Genomic DNA, 25,829 nt, shown 5'->3' with positions numbered 1-25,829 from the left:
GGCCCGATCGACGAGTACGTCACGACCACGGGCGCCGCTGCCGACGGCAGAAGCTTTTGCGCACAACGGATGTTCCTCATCCGGATCGCACCGCGGGATGAAGGCGCGCTCATCCTGCTCAAGCACGCGTGCCGTGCGCCCCCACTTCGGGGTCTGAATTTTCAAGCCAGCAGGGCCTTCTGGACCCATGCCGAACCGACGGCCGGCTCCGGCAGGAAAGGAGGACCTGTCGCCGGGCGTGTCATTACATTAGTTCATCACCTTGGCATGAATGAGTACTCGCTAAACGAGGGAGCAATCCTACTCTGAATCTCTAGCGGAGCTTTACACGATGCTCCGCCGCCGAGAGGGGATTCCCATGAGGAGCCGCTTAGCGCTCCGGCGTGCAACGGCGCTGTCCACACTCATGATATTGGCCGTCGCGGGCGGTGTCGTCGCAAGCGAGGGACCCGCCACCGCGAACGTCACGGTGGTCACATCATCAATCCTTGGCAGCGATGGCGTCACCTATACCGCCACCAGCCATGTCACAGCATCGGCCGTCTCCGGCCCCGGCAAGTATCTGCTCGTGTGGGCGGGAGACGCCAACGCGAGCGATGCCAACAGCAACAACAGCTTCGGCACCGACACCATCTTGCACGGGATCAACATCAACGATCTTCCCCAGACGGTCGATGGCGCGACCGTCAAGAGTGACTTCCTAGCCGTCATCGACGCCGAGCCGACTCACACCGCGACCTATGGCAAAGTCGTCGGCACCGTGACCGTGGGCCCGATCGTGCTCAACGAGCCGCACCACATGCAGTACATCTGGCATCAAGGAAACAAGGTCTTCGCTGGTGGCCTGTTCTCGGACATCACCTACGTGTTCGATGTGTCCGCACTGCCGATAGTGACATTGACCGGGATCAACCTTCCAACCTCCACGCCGTGTGGCACTGTTCCGGACGCATACTGGGTTCTCAACGACGGCACCGCATATGGCACGTACATGGGCGGTGCGGATGTTCCTGGAGTATGCACCTACAGTAATGGCCGGATCCTGGCCAGTAATGGGTTCGCCGGCTCACCCGGCGAGATCGTGCGCCTCTCGGAATCCGGCGCGACGCTTGCAGAAATCCCTGCGGCACCACCCGCCGGCTTGCTCGGCATCGTCCCGTCCGAGACGGCACCGCCGATCTACGGAAATGTCCAATCCGGAGCGCCCGTGTGCACGGTCATACCGGCCGTTGGCAGCATCATCCCCCTCCCGTTCTCGACATGCGCCAACCCACACGGCATCCAGGTCCGTGAAGATTTGAACCGCATGGTGACCAGCGACTATGCCGAGCCCCGCAATATCGTGCTGCACCCGATCCAGAACCTGGATGCCAACGTGTTCCGGCCAACGGTACGGATATTCGACATCACCAACCGGAACGACCCGACTCTCGTGTCCGTCTCGTTCATGCCCGACGGGCCACGCAATGAGAGCTTCGGGGTGCATGAAGAGTTTCGGGGCATGATGGAGACCACGGTCACCAACCTGCCCGGGCACAAGGGCGCCTTCGCCGAGTCGATGTGCGGTGGCGCCGTCTACTACACCCCGGACATCACCAACCCCAATCCGGTATGGCGTCAGGTCTTCGACAACTCGAGAGCCGAAGTGCCCATCACCGGGTCGGTGCTGTATCAAGGTGGCGCCTGCGACGGCGGCAGCTGGCTGCAAACCAGTTTGGACGACAAGTACCTCTATCACGCGGTAATGGGCCGCCCGGCTGGTTCCCTGGGCGCACACGACCCCGGCATTGAATCCATGGTGTACACCCTCGACATCACCAATCTCGTCAACGCCGGCACCGGCTTCACCTGCAACATCGACACCATCGCCGAGGTTCTCGACGGCGGCGCCGAGGCAGACTGCCCGACCCTGGCCGGCAGGCTGATCATTCACGACACGACCGGCGGCGGCACTCACTGGGGCGCCCTGGACAATTTCCGACGTAACGCCAACGGCACCTACACCGAGATCACCCCAGCCAACAACGCCCCGGTGGAGCGCTTCGCCACCTCCAACTACTTCGTTGCCCGCACCGGCCGCGACGGGAACCATCTCGTCTGCATGGTCAACGTCGCCGGAAACGGCACACTCGCTATGGACAACAGTTTCCGTGATGAGAACACCGGCGACGTATGCGTCAGCTTCAACCGGTTGACGTGGCCGCACGGCGCCAACGGCAACGCCAAACCACACTCCCAGCTGTTTGTCGTCACATCATGAAACTCCGCCCGGAGAGCCGCCACACGCGGCTCTCCCTCACCGTATTCGCCGTCCTCGAAACCCTGGCGATCGCCGTCGCCGTGGCTGCCGGCCTGGGGATTTCCAGCGCCGCAACCAGCGGCCCGGCGCCAGGAACGGTGCAGCTACGCGAAGTCGTTCTGGACGGCGAGCATCTGGCCGTACTCATCGCGCCCGGCCGTCCCGGCATCAACCTGATCCATGTTGGCACCGATGGCGACATGTCCGTCGGCCGAGCCCTCACCGCAATGACCCCGCTCACCGAATACCCCGCCGCGGGCGGACGCTGGGCCTTGATTTGGCTCTCGCCCGGGCCCGGCACAATGTGGTTTCAACGCGGCCCCTCCCGCGCCAGCTTCCCCATCGACACGGGTGCTGCCACAGCCCACCCAGGCGGCCAAGCCCAAACCCTTTCGGGCTTGAGCGGTCCAGACGCGCCCGAATGCGCCAGCGCCGCACTCGGCGCCGTCCTGACCACGCGAGGCACCGTGCTCACCGGATGCCCCACCGACCAACTCGCTGACATCGATGCTATCGCGCTGTCCAAACTGGCCGGTTTCCTCGCCCGGCGAGGCACTCCGATCGCGCTCATCGGCGATTCCTCGGCCCGTTCCGTCGCCGCAGGCGAGCTGGTGCGGCGACAGCTTGGCGCACAAGGACTATCTGTGCTTCCCGAACCACAGCCAGGCCATCCCGTGCTCATCACCGCAGGGTGGGCAGCCGCGAAATCCACGATCGACCGAATCGCCACCGGAAGCCTGCCCGCCTTGGGCACCTACCTCGCGCCATGGCTGCTCACAGCGCCTGTGCTCGCCAACGCCTCAGGCGCCATCCTGCCCTTGCCCTTCGACCCACACGCCTCCACCGCACAGGCATACCGCAACGTCCTCCGGCATCTCAACGACATCCCGCCCAGCGCATCCGGCTACCGGGCCTTCATGGCAGCCGCCAGCAGCCAGCCGTCAACCGCCGTCCGCCTTTACGCCGTATCGCGGGTCACCATCTTCCCCAACGGCCACGACCACACCACCGGCGATGGCTGGATGCCCGGCGGCACGACAACCCCTGTCACGCCAACCCTTTGAACTCGCTCTCTTCGTCATCGCTCACGCTTGCCACCATACCGATGCGCAAGTCCACGACGCAGTCGTCCCCTCATGGCCGATTGCGCACCAGGCCAACACCGGCCGACCATCACCTTCGTCGCCGGTCTCGTGCCCACACGGCGAGCGGGCCAAAGACCGTATCAGCTGTCAACCGCAGAGCTGGGCCAGTTGACGCTGTTCTCATGGCCGGTCCGCATGGAGGACCATTCGGCCCGCCGCCACGGTCGGAGCGCGGGTTCCTTTCCGCCTTTCTGACGCCATCCAGCTTTGGGCACATCACATCGTGTATTGACGCCAACACCTGCCGGCCGACGCTGAGCGGACGAAAAGTAGCCTCCTGGCCGGCGTGAGGTACGCCGGCCAGGAGATGGCGAGCTCTAGTAGTAGTTGATGCCGTAGCCGGCGAATCCGGACAGAGCGTAGTCGACGTTGGTGAAGACGAAGTTGTCGGAGCAGACCAGCGACGCGTTCCAATAGCGGGCACCGCAGGCGGAGCCGGTCCGGTTGTACTCGTTCCGGATGCCACCCTGCAGGATTCCTACGGCCCACGCGCGATCCTGAGTGTGCAGGGTAATGACGGATGCGCCGCTGTCGCCCTGGGCGGCGATGATCGTTCCGCCTGTGCTGCGGACGTAGTTCACGCGGATTGTGCCGTAGCCGTCATTGAAGTTGAGGGCCACCTGCCGGATGGTGCCGCAACGCTGGCCCATGTTCGCGCCCTCCTGGCAGACGACCACGCCCACGGTGCTCAGGCCCGGGTCCCTCTGCGTGAGGTAGCGAACGTTGGTTGGATTGCCGACATTCGATCCAGCGAAGATCATATCGCTACCGGCCGCGGTGTAGACGGCGGCGCCGTTGTATCCGGTGCCGACCAGCCCTCGGTTGCCCATGGGCCGACCGCTCAAGGTGTAGTAAGGGCCGTCGTCGCAATGCCGGGCCGAAATATAGCGATACACGCTGGCCCCGTAGATGACACCGAACCCGGTCGTGCAGAAGCTGTTGGTGCCCACCATGATGCCGCCGCCGTTGTAGGGCGAGGTGTCGTCGTACTTTCCGACGTACGTCTGCCCGGCTCCGAATTCGGCGTTCACCGGGATGCCGAGTTCCGCCTCGAGCGTCTCCTTGATGGCGCCGATGTCTTTCAGCTGCGACTTGTCCTTGTCGACATACACCTGTACGCCGTCAAAGTCCGCCGAGAACCCGCCGTACGCCGACAGGGCGATGCCCTTCCTCAGGTACCGCGACGCGTTGGCCTCCAGGTAGTCGGTCGCCGAGGTCAGCTGAGCTTTGCTCACCTTGCGAGCGGCGACGAGCAGGCCAAGCCCATAGGCGTTGGCCAACTGCCGAATCTGCTGCAGGGCGGGTGCGTCGGTGGAACCCGACCAGTACACGATCATTTGGTCCGACCCCGGCACCACGCCGAAGTCCACCGCGTCGGGGAGGTCGGCGCGCCCGGCGAGAAGCTTGGCCTTGACGGCGGATACCTTCTCGCTGGTTTTCGACAACGCCTCGATGTACGCCTTGTCGCTGAGGCGGTTCTTGTCCAGTCCGGACTCCACGTCGGGAACTCCGTGCGCGGCAACTCTGAACTGTCCGGTGGCCGAGGCGGCCGAAGCCTGGGGTGCGACGAGGCCAATCGCCACGAGTGTCGTCGCGACGGCAAGGCATACGGCTCTGGTTGGTCGATGCACATGAACTCGCATTGGGGACCCAATCTGGTCGGGGGTGAGACTGCTTTCGGGATGGGCGGAGAGCGGGACGTCAGGCTGTGGAACACGTGCCAGGTCTGAGGTGCCAGGCCATGTCGATGAAGCCGGAATAGTCGCGCCGATCCTGGCGCGAATGGACGCCGTCCGATGTGTGCAGCGAGAGGCCCATGGCCGCAGAGTCTGGCGCACACGGCATCAGGCAGAACAGCGACAATCTTTACGATCGGCCTACACATCTTGACGTATCGCCAGATGGCGGTGATCGTGGGGCTTTCAGCGAGCGGCCCCGGCCCCGCCCGCTGGCGGATCGGCAATCGGGTGATCCCTTGACCGTGGCCGGGTGGTTTCACCGTGCGGCTCGTTGGTGGTCAGTGTCCAGCTCCCGCTTCGCAGCTGATGATGATGCCGGTGTTGGCAGGCATGAAGAAAGCTGTGTCGTTGGCCGCGCCACAGTCGACTACTCCGACGGGGGCATTGCTGGCGCCGCCCGGGCCGCCCACGCCGCCTTCCAGATCTATGGCATCGGTGCCGCCGAGTCCTTCAATCGTGCCGACGTTGGCTGCGCCTCCAGGCCCCTGGGCACCGCCCACCGTGGAATCGCCGCCAGCTCCAGCATGGACGCTGATCAGATCGATGTCCGGCCCGCCTTCGATACCGCCGGTATTGCCCGCACCGCCCGCGCCTGGGGTAGCACCATCGCCGCCTTTACCAGCATCGATGTTGATCCGGTTGTTGCTCCCGGCGCCAGTAAGGATGGTTCCGGCGTTGCCGACCCCGCCGTTGCCGCCGGTGCCCGTCGGATTGGCGCCGCCCGGCCCCCCGGTGAGAATGATCGTATCGAGGCCGTCCTGACCGTCGATGGTGCCGGTATTGGCCGGACCTCCGGGTGCACCCGGGTTGCCGGTGCCGCCCCTGACGGTAATGGTGTCGTTCCCAGCGCCGCCGGCGATCGTGCCGGCGTTGCCCACGGTCCCCGCTGAACCGACGACGCTGATCCGGTCTTGGCCTGCACCACCGTCGACCGTGGTGCCTGCGTTGATGCCGCTGGCGCAGTTGATGGTGTCCATGCCGGAAGTGCCGGTGATGTTGGTGCCCGTCACCGGTACACCGTTGACCGTGCAGGTGGATGGAGCTGCCCAGGCCAAGGATGGGACCACCAGTGTTGTTGCCGCGGCGGTCAGGGCGGTTGTCATCAACAGGAATACGCGCACGGGCTCTCCACAGGGCCGGGCCAGACGTGAGCACAATATAACAGGTGATCGATGGATGGGCTGCCTTTCCCATTCTCGGCAACGCAGCCACAGCAACCGCAACACGCCCACAAGGACGACGTACCCGATCACCGGCACTGCAGAAGACCTTGCGTCGGCTTCACCAAGGCTGCCCAGCTTCTCCGACGAACCGGCCAGAACAAAACGCCTCAGTCAGCGGTCCGATGCGAGACGACGTCACTGCTGTCCGATAGGGCAGCCGAGTGAGAACCCGTGGCAAGGTCACGACGTTACCTGGCCGATCTTTACCGCCGAACTCGCAGAGGCTCTGGACGCGTGCGGCGAGGCTCGACTGAAAGAGCAGATCGAGCGGTTGTACATCACCGACAGATGCTCCTGTGCGGACGACTTCTGCCAGAGCTTCTACACGGCGCCGAAGCCGTCACGATCAAACGGCAACGGCCACCGCATACTGCGCGGATCGCGGTCAGGAGAGGGTGGCGGAGCGCAAGTCCTTTCCGCGCCCACTGTGCGCCTTGCGCGGCTTGGCCGCGCGCCGAGCCGGTGGCGCGGGAGACACGACGGCACGGGTGGCTGCCGGGCGCCTCAGCGGTACTGCCGGCACGTGACAGATCGTCGCCGGAATCACCGCCACAACGATCTCGACCGCGTTTGGACCGTTTTGTCGTCGTAGCGACAGAAATTTCGGTCAAAGGCATACAAAAATCGCGATGCGCGGGCAATAAGTATGGTTCGGCTGCACGAATGGGCCATTCTGCCGACCGTCCCGGTAAGTCCAAGCTGCTATGTTCTCGCGAGGTCATGCCTCGGTGTGGCCTGTTTTCGCGCTTGTGCCCCGGGCAACTCGAATCGGAAGAGACATGTCGTTACCTACCCCTGCCATGCCTACCCCTACTGGGGCACAGCCATGGCCACCTGTCAGCCTCCTCATACCGACTCTCAATGAAGCGCAGAGCCTGCCGCATGTGTTGCCTCGAATACCGGCGTCGGTGAGCCAGGTCGTCATCGTGGACGGCGGTTCGACCGATGACACAGTGGAAGTGGCTCGTTCACTGCGGCCCGACGCGGTCGTCGTCCGGCAGACGCGCAAAGGCAAGGGCAATGCACTCGTCTGCGGGTTTGAAGCCTGCACGGGTGACATCGTCGTGATGATCGACGCGGACGGCTCCACCGCACCGGAGGAGATTGAGAATTTTGTCAGAGCTCTGGTGGAAGGTGCCGATTTCGCGAAGGGCAGCCGGTATGCCGACGGCGGCGCGAGCCACGATCTGACCTGGATGCGCAGCTGGGGCAACCGTTTCCTCAACGGCGTGGTCAACGCGCTGTTTCGCACCCGCTATTCCGACCTGTGCTACGGCTACAACGCGATCTGGCGGCACAGGCTGGCCGAGCTGCGGCTTCCGCCGGCCGATGACGGCACCGCGGGCGGCAAGCCGCAGTGGGGTGACGGCTTCGAGATCGAGACGATGGTGAACATCCGTGCGGCCGTTCTGGGCATGCGGATCGCCGAGGTGCCAAGCGTCGAACAGTCGCGGATCCACGGCGTGAGCAAGCTCAGCGCGACGCGGGACGGCATCCGTGTCCTGCGTACGATCCTGAGCGAATACGCCGTCCGCCACCGGCTGCGCACCTCGCCCATGCCTGTGCCGGAGCTGCGTCAGCCACACCCCGCGCCACAGGTGCCGGCCTATATGCCCGCTCTGGCGCCCGAGGAATCCTGATGGATCTGCCAGCGCCCATGTTGGTGACCACGGTCGAGGTGGGGCAGCCTCTGCCGGACCTGTCGCCATGGCGCGCCGACGGGACGCGCTACGCGGCCGCGCACATTACCGTGCGCGACGGCGGGGTGCCGGTGGGTCGGCGCCGGGTCGAGTTCGCCGATCGCGTGGTGACGGCAGGCGAGCTGGCCGAATACCTCACTGGTCTGTGGCACGACGTACAACGCGCACCTGTACGTCGTCTACCGGCCGAGGCGCCCTTCATCACCGTCGTGGTCCCCAGCGCGATGCAGCGTCCGGTCCAGCTGGCCCGATGCGTTTCCCGGCTGGCAACGCTCGACTACCCGTCGTTCGAGGTGATCGTCGTCGACAACCGTCCAGTGTGGACGGCCGAGCGCGCCGCCCTGCATGCCGAGCTGGCAGAGCACTCCCGGGTACGGATCGTGTGCCAGCCCGTCCCCGGGGCCTCCGCCGCACGCAATCGGGGCATCGCCGAAGCCCGCGGCGATATCGTCGCGTTCACCGATGACGACATTGACGTGGACCCGGGTTGGCTGGCCGCCATCGCCCACCGTTTCACGGCCGACCCGCAGACCGATTGCGTGTCGGGATATGTGTTCCCGGCCTCGCTGGAAACGCCCGCGCAGGTGTGGTTCGAAAACTCGGGCAGCACCATCGGCGACGAGTTCGCCGTGTTGAGCCACCAAGGCGACGACACAGACCGTCACACGGTACGCACCTGGCGCGCCGGAGCCCTCCTGGCCGAGCGGACACCCATCTATCGCGGCATCTTCGGCGGCAGCGGCAACCTCGCCGTGCGTGCGTCCGTGCTGGCCCAGTTCGGCGGATTCGACGAGTCGCTCGGCGCGGGGAGCCTGGCACAGGGCGGCGAAGACCTGGAGCTGCTCACCCGCCTGCTGTATCACGGTCGCAGGATCACGATGGATCCCGCCGTCGCGGTCAGCCACCATCACCGCGAGGACTACGCCGGGTTACGCAAGCAGATGTTCGGCTACGGCGTGGGCTACGCCGCGGCCCTCACCGCACTGATCCTTTCCGATGCCCGCCACCTGTTCGGCCTGGCTCGTCTGGCCGGTCGCGTCGCCCGCGTGGCGGCCAAGCGGCGGCAGGTGCGCACCGTCGTGCAATATCCGGCCCGCCTGCGGTGGATCGAGCGGTGTGGCCTGCTGCTGGGTCCGTTGGCATACCTGCGAAGCCGCCGGGCGATCGCCCGTCACAAGAACACATCCCAGCCGGTCGCGCAGCCAGCGGAGGCGGTGCCATGACCCAGGGTTTGCCCCGAGTGAATCAACAGGCATCCGCCGCGGAGCATACGCAGGGACGCCACAGCAGCGTGACGGCGTCGGTGGTGATCTGCGCGTACACGCTCGAGCGCTGGGACGACCTGCGCGCGGCGGTCGCGTCGGTGGTGGCCCAGCTATCGCCCGCCGACGAGTGCCTTGTCGTCATCGACCACAACGAGGAACTGCTCGCCGAGGCGAGTCACGCGTTCGGCGGGCCGGACGGGGTACACGTAATGTCCAATGCGGACAAACGAGGGCTGTCGGGTGCGCGCAACACAGGTGTCGCGGCGAGCAGAGGTGAACTGGTCGCGTTCCTCGACGACGACGCGACCGCGGGACCGGGGTGGCTGGACGGACTGCGATCGGCACTGTCCGAAGTGGACATGGTCGGCGCGGGCAGTGCGGTGGTCCCGCGCTGGCCGGGTGGGGCGCGGCCTGCCTGGTTCCCGCCGGAGTTCGACTGGGTCGTCGGCTGCACCTACCTTGGCATGCCGGCTCACGCGGCCGACGTGCGCAACGTGATCGGCGCGGGAATGGCGTTCCGGCGTGAGGTGTTCGAGCTCGTCGGCGGCTTCTCCACCGATGTCGGCAGGGTGGGGGCGATCCCGACCGGCTGCGAGGAGACCGAGCTGTGCATCCGCGTCCGGCAGGCCAAACCGGAGGTCCGCATCGGCTTCCTTCCCAGTATCGAAGTGCGGCACAGGGTGTCGGCCGACCGGCTGACGGCACTCTATTTCCTGCGCCGCTGCCTGGGCGAGGGCCGGTCCAAGGCACGCGTCGCGGCGCTGGTCGGTCAAGACGCGGGCCTGTCCAGTGAGCGGTCCTATGTGCGGCGGGTGCTGCCACGCGGCGTGCTTCGCGAACTCGCCAGGGGAATGCGGGGTCAGTTCGCCGGATTCAAGGCCGCGGCGCTGATCGTCGCCGGGCTCGCGTGTGCCGGATTCGGCTATGTGACCGCGCACAGCAGGAAGGCCGGGATCAGCCGATGAGCCGGCTCATGCGCAGCTCGATCGCGCTCATCGTGTCCACGGCGGCCACCGCTGTGCTGGGCATGGCGTTCTGGGCCGTGGCGGCGTGGGTGTTCGCCCCCATCGAGGTGGGCCGGGCGTCGGCCGGGGCGGCTGCGATCCTGTTGCTCGCGGCGCTGGGCCAGCTCGCGCTCACGGCGGTGTTCGCCCGGGTGCTGCCGACCATGACCACCAGCCGGCTGCGGCGCATGATCACCTGGTCCTACGCACTGATGACGTGCGCCTCGCTCGCGGTGACGGGCATCTTCGTCGCGACCGGGCTGGGCGAGGGATTCCTTGAGCCGCGGCCGGTCCCGGTGCTGTGCTTCGCGCTCGCCGTCGTGGCGACCGCGATGTCGGCCGTGCAGGACGGGGCGTTCGTCGCGCTGTCGCGGGCTAGCTGGGTACCGGTAAAAAATTCGATTCTGGCCGTAGCGCGGATGGCTTTGCTCCCCCTGCTCGCGCTCGCTAACACGCCGGCGGCGATTCTCGTCGCCTGGACGGTGCCGACGGTGCTCGCCATCGTGATTCTCAACATTGTCCTTTATGGACGGACGATCCCGGCTCAGGCAGCGGCACCGACGCCGGCCGGCGATGCGCCGTCGCGCCGCGGGGTGCTGCGCCTGATCGGTGGCCAATACGCGGCGAGCATCGTCAACGCGATCACCCTGTTCTTCCCGCCCGTTCTGGTCACTCTGGTGCTGGGACCCCAGGCCAACGCCGTGTTTTTCCTGCCGTGGACGATCACGACGGCGCTGATCGGCCTGCTGTGGAACATCGTGGTGCCGTTCGTCGTCGAAGCCAGCGCCGATCCGGTGCGCACCCGCACGCACGTGCGCCTGACGCTGCGGCTCGGCGCCGTGCTGACCTTCGGCGGCACCGGCGCTCTGCTGATTCTCGCGCCCTATCTGCTCGCCGTGGCCGGCAGTGACTATGCCGACGGCGGCACGCCCGCGCTGCGGCTGCTGGCACTGGCGCTGCCGTTCACCACAATCGTGTCGCTCTTCCACGCCGCCGAGCTGATGGACTTCAAGTCGTCGGTCAGCCTGTGGACCAAGGCCGTGGCGGCGGTGCTGCTCTTGTCCGCCGCGATCCCCGGCATGCATGTGCTCGGTGTCACCGGCGCGGCCGCGGCATTCCTGCTCTCTCAAGCGGTGGTGGGCCTCCTGTTGCTGCGGCCGGTCATAATCCGGTACCGCATCCTCATCGCCAAAGCGGAAACTCCGGCCCGCGTGCGCGGCACAGGCGGGCTGTCTCTGGCGACCGCCGAGGATGCGGTGTCGTGAGTTTGTGGGAGCGCCTGCGCTACCGCGAACCACTCGTCGACGTGCAGCGGACGGTGGCGTGGGCGGGGGTGATCACCTCTGGGCTGGCGGCCGTGGCGGCGCTCGTGTCCCCGCCGAGCGGGATCGGCTTTCTGGTGCTGCTCGCCTTCGCCTGCGTCGCGCCGGGAGCGGCCTGCGTGTGTCATGTGCGGCTCGGCGATCCGGTCGCGGCATGGGCTGTGGTGCTCGTGCTCAGCATGTCGCTGTCGGCGGTCGCGGCGGTCGCGTTGACCTGGGCACAGTGGTGGGAGCCGGTGGCTGGGCTGCTCATCATGGCCGGGCTGTCGGCCGCCTCGTGCGCGTTCGGCCTGCTGGCCAAGGAGCTGCCGGCATCCGCGACGGGTTCGCCCGTAGTCGCACTCGTGTCCAATGGCGAGCCCGACACTTCTGACCAGACCGCGCTCATCCCTGTCGTCGCGGCGTCCGACGAGACGGCGATCCCGCCGCGCGTTCCGGCAGGAGACGAAACCACGATCCTGCCACGCGTTCCGGCAGCCGACGAAACCACGGTCCTGCCACGCGTGCCTGCGGCGGCCGACGAAACCACGGTCCTGCCACGCGTGCCTGCGGCGGCCGACGACACGGCACTGATCCCGCGCGTCGAGGACGCCACCATGATGCTGCCGCAGGTGACCGAGCGCTCGGCGGGGAGCGTATCCGCCGCTGCGCGGCTGCGCCGCCGCCAATCCGAACTCGCCCTGGCCGGACTCGGCCTGCTCGCTGTCTGGTTGCTGTGGACATCCTCGCTCCCGCTGGCCCGGATCGACGCCGTCGACGACTATGGGCTGCTTTCGGCGATGCCCGCGACGTTCTTCGCGGGGATCGCCGTATGCGCGCTCGCCTTCACCGCCGAGGTCGCTCGCCGGCGGCCGCGCGCCTGGGTGATGTGCGGTCATACCGTCCTGCTCGTGCTGATGATGCACGCGACCGTGCCGATCCTGGTGCGTGAACCCGAGTACGCCTGGACCTACAAACACCTTGGCGTCATCGATCTCATAGCCATCGGGCGTCCCCTGGCCAACGCTTACGACGTTTACCAGCAGTGGCCCGCGTTCTTCGCGCTGGTGGCACAGCTGACCGTCGTTTCTGGACTGTCGGTGCTACGGGTCGCGTCGTGGGCACCGGTCTTCTTCGGCCTGGCGAACCTCCTTCCGGTCTATGCCATCGCCCGCACGCTGACCGCCAAGCGGCGGGTGCCCTACGTCGCCGTCTTCCTGTTTACCGCGACCAACTGGGTCGCCCAGGATTACCTTGCGCCGCAAGCGTTCGCGTTCACGCTGTGCCTCGGCATGGTGCTGATGATGCTGCGCTGGCTGCGCCGCGACCCCACCCCGCCGCGGGGACGGACCGCCTGGCTGAATCGCGTGTGGGCGTGGGTGCAGACGGGAGTGGGTCAGGTGCCCTACACCTCCGGGCGCACCCGCAAGCTCGCCCTGATCATGCTCTATGTCGTGTACACGGCGGTCACCGTGTCACACCAGCTCTCGCCATATCTGATCGCGATGAGCGCCACCGTGCTGATCGCGTTCCGGCTCGTGCAACCGGTGCAGATCGTTCCCATGCTGGGTGTGATCGCCGTGCTGCAGCTGATCCCGCGCTACCGGCTGGTCGAAAGCTGGGGCCTGTTCGACGGGTTCAACCTGTTCGCCAACGCCCAGCCGCTCGCGCCCACGGCGGGCGCTGTGAGCGCGGGCCGCACCTTCTCCACGCTGGTCGTACAGATTCTGGCGTTGACGGTGTGGCTGACCGCGACGCTAGTCGTGGTGGCCAACCGCAGGCGGCTGGGTCCGTTCGCCGTGCCCGCCGCCCTGGCCGCCGGCCCGTTCGCGGTGCTGCTGGGCAACAGCTACGGCGGTGAGGCCATCTTCCGGGTGTTCCTGTTCTCCAGCCCCTGGTGCGCGTACCTCATCGCGGCCGGCGTGCTGCGGTTGCGGCTCAGCCGTCGCGTCTGGGTGGGACTTGCCGCGCCCATGCTGGCGATAGCCACGCTCGCCGCGATCCAGGGTGAGCACGGCCAGCTGATGGTCAACAGGTTCACGTCGGCGGAAATCCGTGCGGCGCAATACCTTTATGCCAACATTCCGTCCGGCGGCGCGGTCGTGATGGCGGGCTCCAACTTTCCCGACCGGATCAGCGCGCGCTACACCGACGTGCTAGGGGCCGTGGGCGCCACCGATACGCTACTTCCCGACGAGGCGTCGGAGGGTGCGGTCGTCGTGGGCGAGGCGATGAACCAGGCCGACCTCGACGCGATCAACAGCTATTTCGCCGGCTATGACGTGCCGGTTTATCTGGTGATCAGCCGTAGTCAGGCCAACGCGGCCCGCTATTTCGGCTATTTCGCGCCGGAGAAGCTGGACAAGTTGCGCGCACTGCTGGAGACCTCGCCTCGGTGGATGAGTTGGTACCTCAACGAGGACACGCAGATCTTCCGCTACGTCCCGGCCGCCGAGGTGGCACCGTGATGCTAGGCGGGTGTATAGGCCACCACCCAGTCGACGTGCAGGTTGACCTCCCGCGGCGTGGAGGAGTTCGGGCAGCCGGCCCAGCTGGTGCCGCAATGCCACGCCTGAGTCTGGATGGCGATGGACATCGGCACCTTCGGCACGTGGGAGGATTCGACGGTCGCCCAGACCTGCCCGTCGATCAGGTAGGTCAGCTTGCCCGGCGTCCACTCCACACCGGCCGTGTGCCACTGCGTCGTGTCGATGTTGTGGTGACGCGACACGACCTTATGCGGCGGCCCATAATGCATGTTGGCGGCGAACCCGGTGCGCTCCTTGCCGTTGTCCTCGGCGAAATTGATCTCCGGTGGCCAGCTGTCGTCGGTGGGCCACAGCATGAGGTTGAACTGGATCCCGCGGCCGCGGTCCATCCGGAACCGCACCTCGTAGCGACCGTAGATCTGCGAAAGCTTGGAGCTCATGCCGCCCGTGACGTAGATGTTGCCGTTGGGCGTGTCGCCCCGGGAGCCGCGAATAACCAGCTCGCCGCCCTGGGAGTTCACCTGCCGGGGCGCGAACCAGCCGCCGGGGTCGCCGTCGGGTTGCCCGTCGTAGATGCCCCAGTTGGTCTTGACCGGCCCGGTGAAGTCGTCGGCGAACGTCTGCTTCCACCCGGGCAGATCCCCGCGCGGCATCGGCAGGCCCGACACGTGCCCAGTGGGCTCGCCGCTGCCCGTCGCGACCACCGATGGGGCAGCGATGTTGCCGCCGGAGGTCTGCGGTGCAGGTATTCCCTGGGCCGGCGCACGGCCGGGCCGTGTGATCAGATAGACACCGGCGGCCGCGAGCAGCACTGCGCAGACGACTGTCACGATGATGTCCCTGCGCCGCCTGCGGCGCGCGAACCTGGCCGCACGCGGTTCGCTCATCCCTGCTGCCCCTTCCGGTCATCGCGAGCCGCCGCACCTACGCCGCTCGCGCCTGCGCACACTGTAGTGCCCTGCTTGGGACGACCGCAGACCGTGATAGGAACCTTTCGCCGCCGCAGCAGGAGGGAATCCCACCCCCGATGAACCCGACACCAGACCAACCAGCCCCGATCCGGGTGATGCTCGTCGAGCTCGGCGGGCCGCTGCCGCCGGTGGACTCGCTGGGCGGCCGCTACGACCGCGCCCTGCTGATCCTGCTCGACGGCGGGGTACCTGTAGCCCGGCTCAACGTGCCATGCGGCATCGGCGAGGCTGATCTGCGCCAGCGCATCGACGAACTGGTGGGGAATCGCCGGTCGGTGCCCGCCGCAACGCTGCCGGGCGAGCCGCCGTTGATCAGCGTGGTCGTCCCCTCGGTGTTCGAACGCGCCGATCTGCTCCTCGGCTGCGTCGAGTCGCTGCTCAAACAGGATTACCCACGCTTCGAGATCATCGTGGTGGACAACCGGCCCGCCGAGGACCACGCGCGCATCGTGGAGCGATTGACCTCTTTTGCTCCGGTACGGGTCGTGAGCGAAGCGGTGCGAGGGAGATCCTCAGCGTGCAACCGCGGACTCCAGGCCGCCCGTGGCGACATCGTCACCTTCACCGACGACGACGTCGAGGTCACACCGGGGTGGCTGGCGGCGATCGCGCGAAGCTTCGCCGAAGACCCGGACGTCGCCTGCGTCACCGGGCCGCTGCTGCCGCGCCAGTTGGAGACGCCGTCACAGATCTGGTTCGAGCGCTCCGACGGCGTCGCCGGTAACGCCTTCACCCGCATCACGTTCCGCCGTCTGCCGCGCACGTTCCGCGTGGCAACATCCGAAGGGCGGGTGCTTTCGCTCTATCAGGCCGGCCATTTCGGCGACGGCCCGAACATGTCGTTCCGCACCGCCGTGCTGCGTTCGCTGGGCGGGTTCGAGCCGGCGCTCGGGCTGGGTACCCCCTCATTGGCGGGTGAAGATCCGGATGTGCTCGTCCGGCTCCTGTTCGCCGGGCACACCATGGCGTTCGACCCGCGCGTGTTCATCCTGCACACACACATCAGCGACTACGAGGTGCTCAAGCGCACCATGTTCGGCTACGGGTGCGGCTACACAGCGATGCTGACCGGGCTGGTGTGGTCGGACCGGCGCCACCTGCTCGGCCTGACCGGGTTCGCCTTGCGCGCGGCCGCGCTGCTGGTCCGCAAGTTCACGGGCAAGCGGCGCGAGGCGGTGACCGCGGGCGCCTACCCGCGCGAGCTGTCTCAACTGGAGTTTCGTGGGCTGCTGGCCGGGCCGGGCCGATATCTGCTCAGCCGCCGCACCGTGCGACGGTGGGCCGCAGCCGCGTCACAGCTCCCTCAGCGGTAGAACCAGCCCCACTTGCGGGCCCGGCCGCCGGTCAGCGCCTCGCCGAGCGATCTGCTCGTCCAGCCCCGCTCTGCGATACCGGCGAGCAGCAGATCAGCTAACTTGCCACGGTCGATGTGCGGCGGTGGTGGATCATCCGGTACCCCGTCCCGCTCGTCGGCCATCGCATCGTGGACCAGCATGATCGAGCCCCGCCCGCAGCCCCGCATGCCGTCGGCGGCAAGCTGGTCCTCGGGAAGCTCGCGCCAGTCCGCGGGCGTGGGGCCCCAGCCCACCGGGGTGAGGCCGGTGCGTTTCACAGCCAGCCAATGGCGCGGCAGCATCGCCCCATAGGGCGCCCGGAACCAGCGCACTTCCCGCTGGACGAACTGCTCCAGCCGCGCCTTCCCCTCGGCTGTGCGGCCGCCGGCCTCCTGCGGTGTGAGCTTGGTCAAACGGGTGTGGTCGAGTCCGTGCAGGCCGATCTCATGGCCCGCGTCGAGGATCGCCCGGGTCAGCTCCGGATAGCGCCGCACCCTCGTCATCAGCACGAAGAAGGTCGCGGTGGCGCCGAAACGCTCCAGCGCGTCCAGCACCTTGGGCGTCTCGACCGGGTCGGGACCGTCGTCGAACGTCAGCACGACGTGCGGTTGCCGCGTCGTCACGGCGCGGACCGTGCCCACGGGCCGGGTCGCCCACCGGTACACCGGCATGACAGCAGACGCCAAGCTCATGGCGGCCGACGCTACCAGAGGACCATCCGGTATCGCCGCAGCGGCGGCGCTCGGGGCCACAGGTATCGATCGTGCGCATGACAGACGGTCCGACTCCTGACTATGGCAACGGGTCGGCGGCAGCCGTGCGGTCAGCGTTCAGCGAGAGCAGTATGGATGCGGGATGCGGTGGCAGGATCGTCCCCGGCGCCACATTGATGTCGCTACCGGCTTGACAGGTGCGTCCACAGCAACGGTTCGAGCAGTTCAACGCCCAACCGCAGGCACGGCTTGAGCAGGCTCGGGCGGCCGTCGTTGGTGGCGACGAGGACTGCCTTGCGACGCTCGCGATCCAGCAACGCCGTCGCGATCCAGCGCAGGTTCGAGCCCTGCTGAACATGGGCGACCGGAGACGCCTCGCGAGTCGGGACAGCCCACCCCATCCCTTGGTACGACGTGCGGCCGGTCGGCGGTGTGGTGATGCGCTGCAGCGAATCGTCGGTGAGCATGCCGCCGCCGTCGCGCATGAAGAGGCGGATGAATCGCGCCCAGTCGTCAAGCGACAGGTGAAGCCGGCCGGCCGGTGTCATCACCGGCGGATTATCCGCGGGGTGCGGCAGGCTCATGATGTGCGGGTCGACCGCCTCGCCGCTGCCGTAGACAAGCCAACGCGGGCGGTGGCCCCACGGCACGTCGCCGGTCGGCGCCCCGAAACCGGCGCTGTCCATGCCCAGTGGCTGTAGCACCTCGCGGCGGAGCGCCTCCTGATAGGACACTGCGGTGATTCGTTCGATCGCCGCGCCCGCGATGATATAGCCGAGATTGGAGTACAGGAACTTTCCATACTTCACAGGCGGTTCGGCAAGCGCCCGTTCCGCTGCCTGGGTACGCTGGGCGGCCTCGGGCTGCATGTCGGAATAGGCCGCCTTCATCGCGTGCTGGGTCAGATTCCCCGGCAGTCCGGCGCAGTGGGTCAGCAGATCGGTCATGGTCACGCCACGCCAGGCCGGATGCGGGTCGACGTCGGCCAGCAGGTCTCCAACCGTGCCGTGCCACTGTGCTTGGCCACGTTGGACCAGCCGTGCGTACAGCACCGCCGTCATGGACTTTCCGCATGACCCGATGTGCCACGGATCGGCGGCGCCGACCGGTTCTTCTCCGCTGCGCACCCGAACTCCCGCCGTGGATGTCCGGATGCCGTCCACGCTCACCAGGGCGGCAGCGATGCCGGGCAGCCCGTGCCTGTCGCGGAATGCCCGGATCTTGGCCGTCAATTCATCGGTGCGGGTGGTCATCGTAGGCCTCCGTGAGTGTGGATTCTCTGATGTCAATAGCGGCGCACAGCATCGCCAGCAGCGGGACGGCGTGCTCCCGGCGGATCGCGTAGGCGCCCCGGCCCGGCTGGTAGATCACGCCGGCCGCGAGCAACTCCTTGAGATGGTGAAACAGTTGGCCGGTGGACGGCTGGTCTAGGCGGCGGGCCAGATCCGCCGTCGTCAACACCTCGCCGTCCATCAACTCAAGGACGATGCGCAAACGGGGGGTGCTGGCCAAGGCGCTGAACAGGGTCGCCGATCGGTCGCCGGTCTCGGCAAGCACATCGGTCCAGCCGCGAATGATCTGCCACACGACGGGACCGCCGCGCCACGGTCCCGTGCCCGAGTAGGTCACGTGCGGATCATCGGCCGTCGGCGCAGCGGCAGGGGCGGCTCGGCCTTCCAACCGATCCACCCTTTTCTTCAGTTCCGCCAGCTGCCGCGCCAGATCCCTGCTTGCCACCTGTCACAGGGTACTCCGAATTTACGGAATTACAAACTTCTTGGCTACCGAGCCCCGCCACTGATCCTTTCCGATCCGCTCGGCCGGACAACTCGGCTGCAGGGTGGGCGGTGGTGCCGCCACCGGTGTAAAGCATGAGGGCGACCGCGTCCGGTGATGTCCCGCAGTTCTACCGGCAGACCGCACAATGGCTCGCCGCCGCGTCGTGGACGGTGAACGTGTAGTTCTTGCCGTCGGCGCCGATGCCGCCGTTGTCCTTGCTCGGCACCTGTGTCGCGGCGTCGGCGACCAGTTCGGTGACCGCTGTGGGTCGGTGTCTGCCGGGTGGGTGACCAACTGCCGGGCTAACGCCCGCTCCAAAGCCTATGTGGCCGTGTAGTAGGCCGCGGCTGTGTCCAGATGGTCGACCCTGCCCTGACCCACCAGCCGTAGCGTGCCGCCCCGCTTCGGTTCGCCGGGGTCACCGGGACCCTGACCACCGTCACCGCACGCCGCAATCGTCAGTAAAACGCATTCGCGACGGCGAGGAACAGCCGTGTGCAAGAACGTCTCACGGCGCCACCTACTCGTGCTCGCCTGGCACGTCCTTTCCCAACACCGAACATCTTCCCCAACCAGGGAAGGCGCGCGTGGTGCAGATCGGCACAGAGCCGACCCGAGCCGCCGGTGGCCGGTTCGTGCAGGGGGCGGGCCTGCCAGGACCGGCGCCCGCCTCGCGTACAGGGGGAAGGACACCGGGCGGAACAGGGCTGCGCCAGCAGCCTCACACGGCCCTGGCAGACCATCGCACACCTTAGGCCTTGCCCATGCTCGGTTCGGCCGTTGTCATGCGACTGTCATGCACCTGTTTGGATTCCGCCATATGCACCGCTGAGGCTGACGTTGTGGAGCCCGGCGCTTCCTGGGTGGTCGGGGGTTTGCCCGCGCACGCCGTGGGCCTGGCGAGCAGTGCTGGGCTCCGCGAGACACATCGGCCGCCTCCGCCGACCTGAATCCGTGACCTAGAGCAGGCGGATGGCCCGCCTCTCGCCGGGCGGACTTGATGCGTGGGCGGGTCGCCGCTGTCGTCCAGGACCTCCGCCAGCGCGGTCAGCCACAGTTCGCGGTTCTCGGATGCGACGACGGCGACCCCGGGCGATCAGGCCAAGTTGCGCACAGACGGGTGAGGCGGGTGGGAGCGCGCCTTAGGGGCATGTGGTGTCTTGCGGCAGGTTGGTATTGTCGGCTGCCAAGAATGACAACGCCAAGGCGGTGGCGCAGTCGTTGTTGCCGATGACACCATGGCCGCCGGCGTTCGCGGTGATCAGGGCGGCCCGGCTGCCGAGGGTCTGACGCATGGCCAGGCCGGCGATCCACGGCGTGGCCGGGTCGCGCATGTTTTGCAGAATCAGCACGTTGCGCGGCCCGAGGCTGGTGACGATGACGGGTGGCTCGGCTGGTTCGGGCCAGAAAGCGCACGGGGTGATGTTCGCCGATCGACCGGCGTCATCTGGGAACGCGCGCCGGCTGATGCTCACCTCGCGCCGGTACGTTTCGGGATCGCGTGGCCAGACCGCGTCGCCGCAGAACACGGCCCACTGCACGGTTTGCCGATTGTCGGTTATGGACAGCGCGTTTTGCAGCGGGGCGGACCGGGCGGTCGCCACGCCGCCGGCCAGTTCGCTCCATACCGCGGCCACCAGCTCAAAACTTGAATCGTCGGGCTGTTCGAGATTGTCGCGGGTGAAGTCGCGTAGCCAGTTGCCGTCGACGATCAGCCCTGGGTAGACCAGCGGCTCGTTGTCCAGGGCAGCGGTCAGGTCTTGGTAACGCTGCCGCACCTCGCTATCGGTGGCGCCCAGACGGTAAATGCTGTCCCGGGCCGCTACCCAGGTGGCCAGATCCGGCAACCGCATCGCCAGGCCCGGCGCCCCGAGCCGGATGAACCGATACCACACCTGGTTGGGATCGATGGCGCTGTCAAGCACGAACCTGCCGGTCCGATGTGGATAGAGGCTGGCGTACACGGCACCGAGATAGGTGCCGTAAGACAGCCCGACGAAGGAGATACGGCGCTGGCCCAGGGCGGTGCGGATCCGGTCGAGGTCGCGTGCGGTGTTCGCGGTGGTGATGTGGCGCGACAGGTCGCCGCCGTGTCGCAGGCATGCAGCCGCCGCGGCTTGGGCGTAGGCGATGCTGTGGTCGATACCACCGTCGGGCATCGGGTATCGGGTGCCGCGGTCCTGTACCGGCAGACCGCAGCTGACCGGGCTGCTGTGCCGCACTCCTCTGGGGTCGAAACCGACCAGGTCATAACGGTCGCGCAGCTGCGGCGGCTGCCCGGCTGCGTACAGCTTGCTTGGTTCGGCCAACCCACCCAGGCCCGGTCCACCCGGACTCAGCACCAGCGTGCCAAGCCGCCGCTTCGGGTCCGCGGCAGTGATCCTCGATATCATCACGGTGATCTGACGCCCGCCCGGGTCACGGTAGTCCAGCGGCACCCGCACATTGGCGCATCGCTGACGGGGGTGGCTGCTGACGTCGGCCGGGCATGAGGTCCAGGCCAGTTCGGGCGCTTTGCCCGTGGGCACGTTCACCATGCTCGCCAGTAAAACCAAGACCATGAGGGGGGTACCCACTATTGCTCCTCGAGATAGAAGAGTTCCTCGACCGTGGTGTGCAGCACCTTGGCCAGTTTGAGGGCCAGGATCGTCGACGGGACGAACCGTCCGATTTCGACAGTGTTGATCGTCTTACGGGTCACACCGACCAGGACGGCGAGCTGTTCCTGCGTCAGGTTGTGCCGAGCGCGTTCCAGCTTGATCCGGTTGCGCAACGGATGGTCCATCAATGCTCCCGGCCGAGCCACAGCCGGGCCGCGCCGTAACACAGCAACGCACCCGCCACGGTGAACTGCGCCTGCGCGATCGAGCTGACCTGCACGCCGAAGAAAAACGGCAGCTGCACGGTCAAGGCGCCATAGGTCGCCGCCGCCATCGAGCGCCGGTGCGTGTCCGCGGTCCCTTCGTCGGCCAATACCGTTCCCCTGGCGCGCAACCGCAGCTTCAGCACGCCGGCCAACACGACCGAAACCACCGCAACGACCACCGCCGCGGCATAGGCCAACTCCAGCCCTCGCGGCCAGCCGTCGGTCGCCCGGACATCGTGGATTCCTTTAGCGGCGAGGGCCGACGCCGCGGCCGCGCCCCACGCGAAAAGGGCGCCGTCATAGAGACGAGAGACTCCCATGATACCTCCCATGTAACCTTCACTGCCCATCAAGTAACTTATAGGTTACATCAGTTGGTCGAGTCAGCAACCGCCGGCCCACGTGCTCCACCGAACGCGTTAGAGCGAAGTCTCTATTTGGCTTTGTAGACGGCCGTCGCGGTTCATTGCCCACAGGACGTCCACACGACGGGGGCCAGGGCGAGGATGGCTTGGGTGTGACATTTGCCTTCAGTTCGTTGCGGTCGTAGAACTTGCGCGAGGTTGGAAAGGTTCCGGTCACGGTCGGGGTGGAGAAGAAGAGCAGGGCCGCGCGCCGTGAGCCGGGGGTGTGTGCCCCCGGCCCGGCGGCTGTGCGTGGGATTAGTAGTGCACTCGGGCGCGGATCGCGCGGTGGTCGGAATAGCTGCGGTCCTGCCGGTCGGTGCCGGTCACCTGGATGTCGGCCTGGTCGCCCTCGGCGAACGTGACGGTGTGCTCGGCGCCCACGAAGGGCATGCCTCCGCCGCCTTTGCGGGCGAACAGGAAGTCGATGCGGGAGTCGCCGCCGATGGTCCAATGTGTATCGCGCAGGCACGTGCGTACCCCGGGGCCCGTGTCGTGCCTCTCCGCGCAGTCGGCGTAGGCGACGTCGCGGTAGTTGTGCCGGCCGCCGAGTTGGCCGTTTGTGGCCGAGTACCAGCCTCGCCATTCTCCGCTGGACTGGTCGGGAACGTTGGCGTCGCCGCCCCAGATGTGCAGGGCGCCGTTGATGCTTTCGACCTTCTCCACGGCCTTGGCGGCGTTTTGCGGCGCGCAGGCCGGACCTTCGCTGTTGCCGGTGGGCCAATGGATGCTGCCGACGGAGATGTGCTTGTCGGCGATTTTGTCGTAGAAGCGCGCGGCCATGTTGATGGTGCGGTCCTGGTGATTGAGGCCGCATTCGGGGTTGCCGTTCTTGGCGAACGACTGCCAGGTGATCTTCGACCCGGCGACCAGGTTGAACCGGCCGACCCGCCAGATGATGGCGTTGGTCTGGTGGTCCTTCTCCCCGCGGCACGGCGAGGCCATCTGCTCCGGGTCGGGCTTGGCCAGGATGCCGTCGAATTCCCCAGCCAGCAGGGTGTTCATCCTGTCCAGCAACCTGTTGAGCTCGCCCGGCCCGGCCAGCTGTTGCACGATGAACAGGTCCGGGCTGGTCTCGTAGGTCTTCATGTAGTAGATGAGGTCTTCCCAGTCGCCGGGGCATTCCACCGCGTCGACCTCTTCGAGGTTCTCGATGTTGTTGACGTAGACCTGGATGAAGTCCGGGTCGTTGTTGAGCTGTGCCCAGGCGTTGGCGGGTGCGGGGCCGATGAGGGCACCGGCGGTCAGCGCCGCGATGATGGCCGCGCCCAAACGGATTCTGTGTTTCATGACTCACCTCTGTGGGTTCAGTTGGGGATGGCGAGGGTGTCGCCCCAGCCGTCGCCGGGGTTCCAGCCGGCGCGCACGATGCGCCCGTCGGTGTCGCGGCCGAGCATGAGCAGTGCGCCGCCGCGGCTGTCGGTGACCAGATCGGGTCCCTGGTTGAACTTGCCGAGCGGGGTGAGGTTCCAGTCGGACCAGCCGCTGTCGGTGCGGATGGTGCGCCACAGGGAGCCCTGCTCGCCGCGGGCCATCACGTCGACGACGTTGCCGCGTGCGGCGACCGCGGGTGCCGCGCCGACGGCGCTTTTGAACTCGCCGATGGCGTGGAAGTCGTTCCACGAGCCGTCGGTGCCGCGGGCCGCGTGCCGGACCGATCCGCCGGCGCCGCGGATCACGACGTCGATGACCCCGTTGTCGCGGACGGCTGCGTCGGGCCCGGACGTGAAGCCTTTCTCGCTGCCCAGGACGGTCCAGTTTTCCCAGCCGCCGTCGGAGCCGGCCTCGAACCGGCGTTTCATCAACGCTTTGTCGCTGGCGCGCACGGCGAAGGCCATCAGTGTGTCGTTGTCCACCTTGACGATCGCGGGGGCGAACGGGGTGTTGAAGTCGGAGAAGCCGGTGTTCCAGTCACCCCAGCCGTTCGCGTTCTGCCGCTTGTACATCACGTTGCCGTTGTCGCCACGCGCGACGACGTGGTAGTAGCCGGCCGCGCTGACCGTGGCGTCCGGCCCGGAGGCCAGGTCGCCGCCGCGAGCCACCCAGCCGCCCCACTGGCCGTCCGGCGTCTTGTTATTGGTCTCCAGATGCCCACCACGCCGGGCGAACACGGTCAACGTCCCATCCGGGTCGGCGACACCCGAAACCGAAAGGTCCGAGGGCGCGTTGTCGGGACAGTTCTGGCTCCTGTAGTCCGGTCCGTTGTAGACGAACGAGTATCCGGGGTCGAGCGGTTCGCCGTCGAAGAAGAGGTGTACGGCGACGCCGTTGCGTTTCTGGGCATAGTGCAGGTGCGGCGAGCTCGTGCCGGATCGGCCCACTTCGCCGATCTTGTCGCCCTGCTGCACCCGCTGGCCGTCGGACACGGTGGCCCGGGACAGGTGACGTACGTCCGAGGTCCAGACCGCGTTGTGGCGGATCTGCACCACCCGGTCGCCATCGGCCTCCACCCACGTCTGGACCGTCCCGGCGGCAGTGGCAAGCACGGGATCACCGAAGTCGGTGGAGCCGGCGCCGCGGTTGAAGTCGATCGGGTAGTGATTGCCCGCGCCGCCGTGACCCGCGTATGTCGCGCCCTGCCGGACCTCGTGGCACGGGAACGGCATCTGAAACAGCGGGCGGTCGGGTTCCTCGGCCGCGCCGGCCGGTGCGCTGGCCAGCGATGCCCCCGTCAACACCGCCCCCGCCGACACCGCCAGCGCGGTGGCGAACATGCGATGTAACACGACTATCCCCTCCTCCTTGTCGATTCATCGATCGACGAACGATGTCGCGGGGTGGCACATCGGGCGTACATTGGTCGCCAGGCAAGCATGCTTGCGTGATATGCCCGGCGATCACACGAGGGCTTCGATGGCTGCGATACCGACAGGGTTGTCCACACGCTCGGAAAACACGCCGTTTCAGATCCTCGGGCCGCTGCGGATCAACGGCGCGCCCGTCCGTGAAATGATCACGCAGACGAAGCCGCGCCAGTTGATCGCGACGCTGCTCATCCACGCGAACCACTTCGTCTCGACCGAGGTGCTCACCGACGCGCTGTGGGAGGGGCGGCCGCCCAAGTCGGCGGGGGCCAACCTGCGCACCTATATGCGCGTGTTGCGCGACTGTCTGGAAACGACCGCCGCGCCGGGACAGATCGTGACGCTGCCCGGTGGGTACCGGATGATGGTCAGCCCGGACAACCTGGATGTCACGCTCGCTGAATCCCTCTCCGCCGAAGGACGGCACCTGGTCGGCTCGGGCGACCGCGCCGGCGGGCTGGCAATCCTCGACCGGGCCTGCGAGCTGTGGCAGGGCCAGCCGCTGGAGGACCTGCCCATCTGCTCGACGTGGCGGGCCTGGCTCAACCGGATCGAGCAGCGGCGCACCGAGCTGCTGCACGATGTGCTCCCGTTGCACATCGCCTGCGGCAGCCACCGGCGTGCGGTAGCGCTGGCACGCGACGCGCTCGGCCGCGACCCGCTCTCGGAAGACCTGTGGTGTCACGTCATCGAGGGCCTGCACGCGGCCGGGCAGCCGGCCGAGGCGCGCCGGGCGTTCGAGGAGTGCCGGCAGCTGCTGGCCGCCGAACTCGGCGTCGAACCCGGCGCCAAG

Annotated in this window: 20 protein-coding genes; 9 read left to right on the top strand and 11 right to left on the bottom strand. The window is 67.2% G+C overall.

The features are described from left to right. Positions 1-412 precede the first annotated feature (412 nt). Both DM816_RS15210 and DM816_RS15205 read left to right on the top strand, forming a co-directional pair. Entirely contained in the window at positions 413-2,260 is a 1,848-nt protein-coding gene (locus DM816_RS15210) for a hypothetical protein (protein WP_211588704.1), read from the top strand. Next, positions 2,257-3,363, top strand: a complete 1,107-nt coding sequence (locus tag DM816_RS15205) for a hypothetical protein (RefSeq protein ID WP_117210890.1) — start codon at positions 2,257-2,259, stop codon at positions 3,361-3,363. Before DM816_RS15210 ends, DM816_RS15205 begins: the two co-directional genes overlap by 4 nt. Before the next feature lie 398 nt (positions 3,364-3,761). Here DM816_RS15205 and DM816_RS15200 read toward each other — a convergent pair whose 3' ends face one another. Next, positions 3,762-4,943 (bottom strand): chymotrypsin family serine protease, encoded by a 1,182-nt coding sequence (locus DM816_RS15200; RefSeq protein ID WP_162907494.1) that lies wholly within the window; start codon positions 4,941-4,943, stop codon positions 3,762-3,764. A gap of 518 nt (positions 4,944-5,461) precedes the next feature. Next, entirely contained in the window at positions 5,462-6,304 is an 843-nt protein-coding gene (locus DM816_RS15195; RefSeq protein WP_162907493.1) for a hypothetical protein, read from the bottom strand. An 881-nt stretch (positions 6,305-7,185) separates the two neighbouring features. Here DM816_RS15195 and DM816_RS15190 point away from each other — a divergent pair. The 5 genes from DM816_RS15190 to DM816_RS15170 are packed head-to-tail and all read left to right on the top strand — an operon-like array spanning position 7,186 to position 14,144. Further along, entirely contained in the window at positions 7,186-8,046 is an 861-nt protein-coding gene (locus tag DM816_RS15190; RefSeq protein ID WP_117210887.1) for a glycosyltransferase, read from the top strand. Continuing rightward, entirely contained in the window at positions 8,046-9,329 is a 1,284-nt protein-coding gene (locus DM816_RS15185) for a glycosyltransferase family 2 protein (protein ID WP_117210886.1), read from the top strand. The genes DM816_RS15190 and DM816_RS15185 overlap by 1 nt, the downstream gene beginning before the upstream one ends. 17 nt (positions 9,330-9,346) lie before the next feature. After that, positions 9,347-10,336, top strand: coding sequence for a glycosyltransferase family 2 protein (locus tag DM816_RS15180; RefSeq protein ID WP_211588703.1), 990 nt, complete (start codon positions 9,347-9,349; stop codon positions 10,334-10,336). Continuing rightward, a complete protein-coding gene (locus DM816_RS15175; protein WP_117210885.1) occupies positions 10,333-11,640 on the top strand; it encodes a lipopolysaccharide biosynthesis protein in 1,308 nt (435 codons plus the stop codon). Before DM816_RS15180 ends, DM816_RS15175 begins: the two co-directional genes overlap by 4 nt. Next, positions 11,637-14,144: a hypothetical protein gene (locus tag DM816_RS15170; protein ID WP_162907492.1), complete on the top strand. Its 2,508-nt coding sequence runs from the start codon at positions 11,637-11,639 to the stop codon at positions 14,142-14,144. Before DM816_RS15175 ends, DM816_RS15170 begins: the two co-directional genes overlap by 4 nt. Before the next feature lie 2 nt (positions 14,145-14,146). Here the strand turns inward: DM816_RS15170 and DM816_RS15165 are convergent, their stop codons facing one another. After that, positions 14,147-15,052 (bottom strand): glycoside hydrolase family 16 protein, encoded by a 906-nt coding sequence (locus DM816_RS15165; RefSeq protein ID WP_117210883.1) that lies wholly within the window; start codon positions 15,050-15,052, stop codon positions 14,147-14,149. A 140-nt stretch (positions 15,053-15,192) separates the two neighbouring features. On the opposite strand from DM816_RS15165, the gene DM816_RS15160 reads away from it, so the two are divergent. Then, positions 15,193-16,449 (top strand): glycosyltransferase family 2 protein, encoded by a 1,257-nt coding sequence (locus DM816_RS15160; RefSeq protein WP_117210882.1) that lies wholly within the window; start codon positions 15,193-15,195, stop codon positions 16,447-16,449. Here DM816_RS15160 and DM816_RS15155 read toward each other — a convergent pair. The 8 genes from DM816_RS15155 to DM816_RS15115 form a co-directional block, all read right to left on the bottom strand. Next, positions 16,440-17,162 carry a polysaccharide deacetylase family protein gene (locus tag DM816_RS15155; protein ID WP_117210881.1) on the bottom strand — a complete coding sequence of 241 codons (723 nt, stop codon included), beginning with the start codon at positions 17,160-17,162 and terminating at the stop codon, positions 16,440-16,442. The two genes, DM816_RS15160 and DM816_RS15155, sit on opposite strands and share 10 nt — an antisense overlap. Positions 17,163-17,365: 203 nt before the next feature. After that, the gene (locus DM816_RS15150; protein ID WP_117210880.1) at positions 17,366-18,436 is read right to left on the bottom strand and encodes a serine hydrolase domain-containing protein; all 1,071 of its coding nucleotides are present in this window, start codon (positions 18,434-18,436) and stop codon (positions 17,366-17,368) included. Continuing rightward, positions 18,417-18,920, bottom strand: coding sequence for an ArsR/SmtB family transcription factor (locus DM816_RS15145; RefSeq protein WP_117210879.1), 504 nt, complete (start codon positions 18,918-18,920; stop codon positions 18,417-18,419). Before DM816_RS15145 ends, DM816_RS15150 begins: the two co-directional genes overlap by 20 nt. A 1,184-nt stretch (positions 18,921-20,104) precedes the next feature. After that, complete coding sequence (locus tag DM816_RS15135) at positions 20,105-21,538, bottom strand: alpha/beta fold hydrolase (RefSeq protein ID WP_162907491.1); 1,434 nt, start codon at positions 21,536-21,538, stop codon at positions 20,105-20,107. Beyond that, the gene (locus DM816_RS15130) at positions 21,538-21,747 is read right to left on the bottom strand and encodes a helix-turn-helix transcriptional regulator (RefSeq protein ID WP_117210876.1); all 210 of its coding nucleotides are present in this window, start codon (positions 21,745-21,747) and stop codon (positions 21,538-21,540) included. The genes DM816_RS15135 and DM816_RS15130 overlap by 1 nt, the downstream gene beginning before the upstream one ends. After that, the gene (locus tag DM816_RS15125) at positions 21,747-22,148 is read right to left on the bottom strand and encodes a hypothetical protein (protein WP_117210875.1); all 402 of its coding nucleotides are present in this window, start codon (positions 22,146-22,148) and stop codon (positions 21,747-21,749) included. Before DM816_RS15125 ends, DM816_RS15130 begins: the two co-directional genes overlap by 1 nt. A 342-nt stretch (positions 22,149-22,490) precedes the next feature. Then, a complete protein-coding gene (locus DM816_RS15120; RefSeq protein ID WP_162907490.1) occupies positions 22,491-23,522 on the bottom strand; it encodes a hypothetical protein in 1,032 nt (343 codons plus the stop codon). Between the two features lie 17 nt (positions 23,523-23,539). Continuing rightward, positions 23,540-24,958 (bottom strand): DUF8189 domain-containing protein, encoded by a 1,419-nt coding sequence (locus DM816_RS15115; protein WP_162907489.1) that lies wholly within the window; start codon positions 24,956-24,958, stop codon positions 23,540-23,542. A gap of 148 nt (positions 24,959-25,106) precedes the next feature. On the opposite strand from DM816_RS15115, the gene DM816_RS15105 reads away from it, so the two are divergent. After that, positions 25,107-25,829: AfsR/SARP family transcriptional regulator (locus tag DM816_RS15105; RefSeq protein WP_211588702.1), on the top strand; the 723-nt coding region annotated here is incomplete at its 3' end.

The organism is Allorhizocola rhizosphaerae, assembly GCF_003426775.1.
Lineage (GTDB): Bacteria > Actinomycetota > Actinomycetes > Mycobacteriales > Micromonosporaceae > Allorhizocola > Allorhizocola rhizosphaerae.
This window is presented reverse-complemented; position numbering and strand designations above follow the sequence as displayed.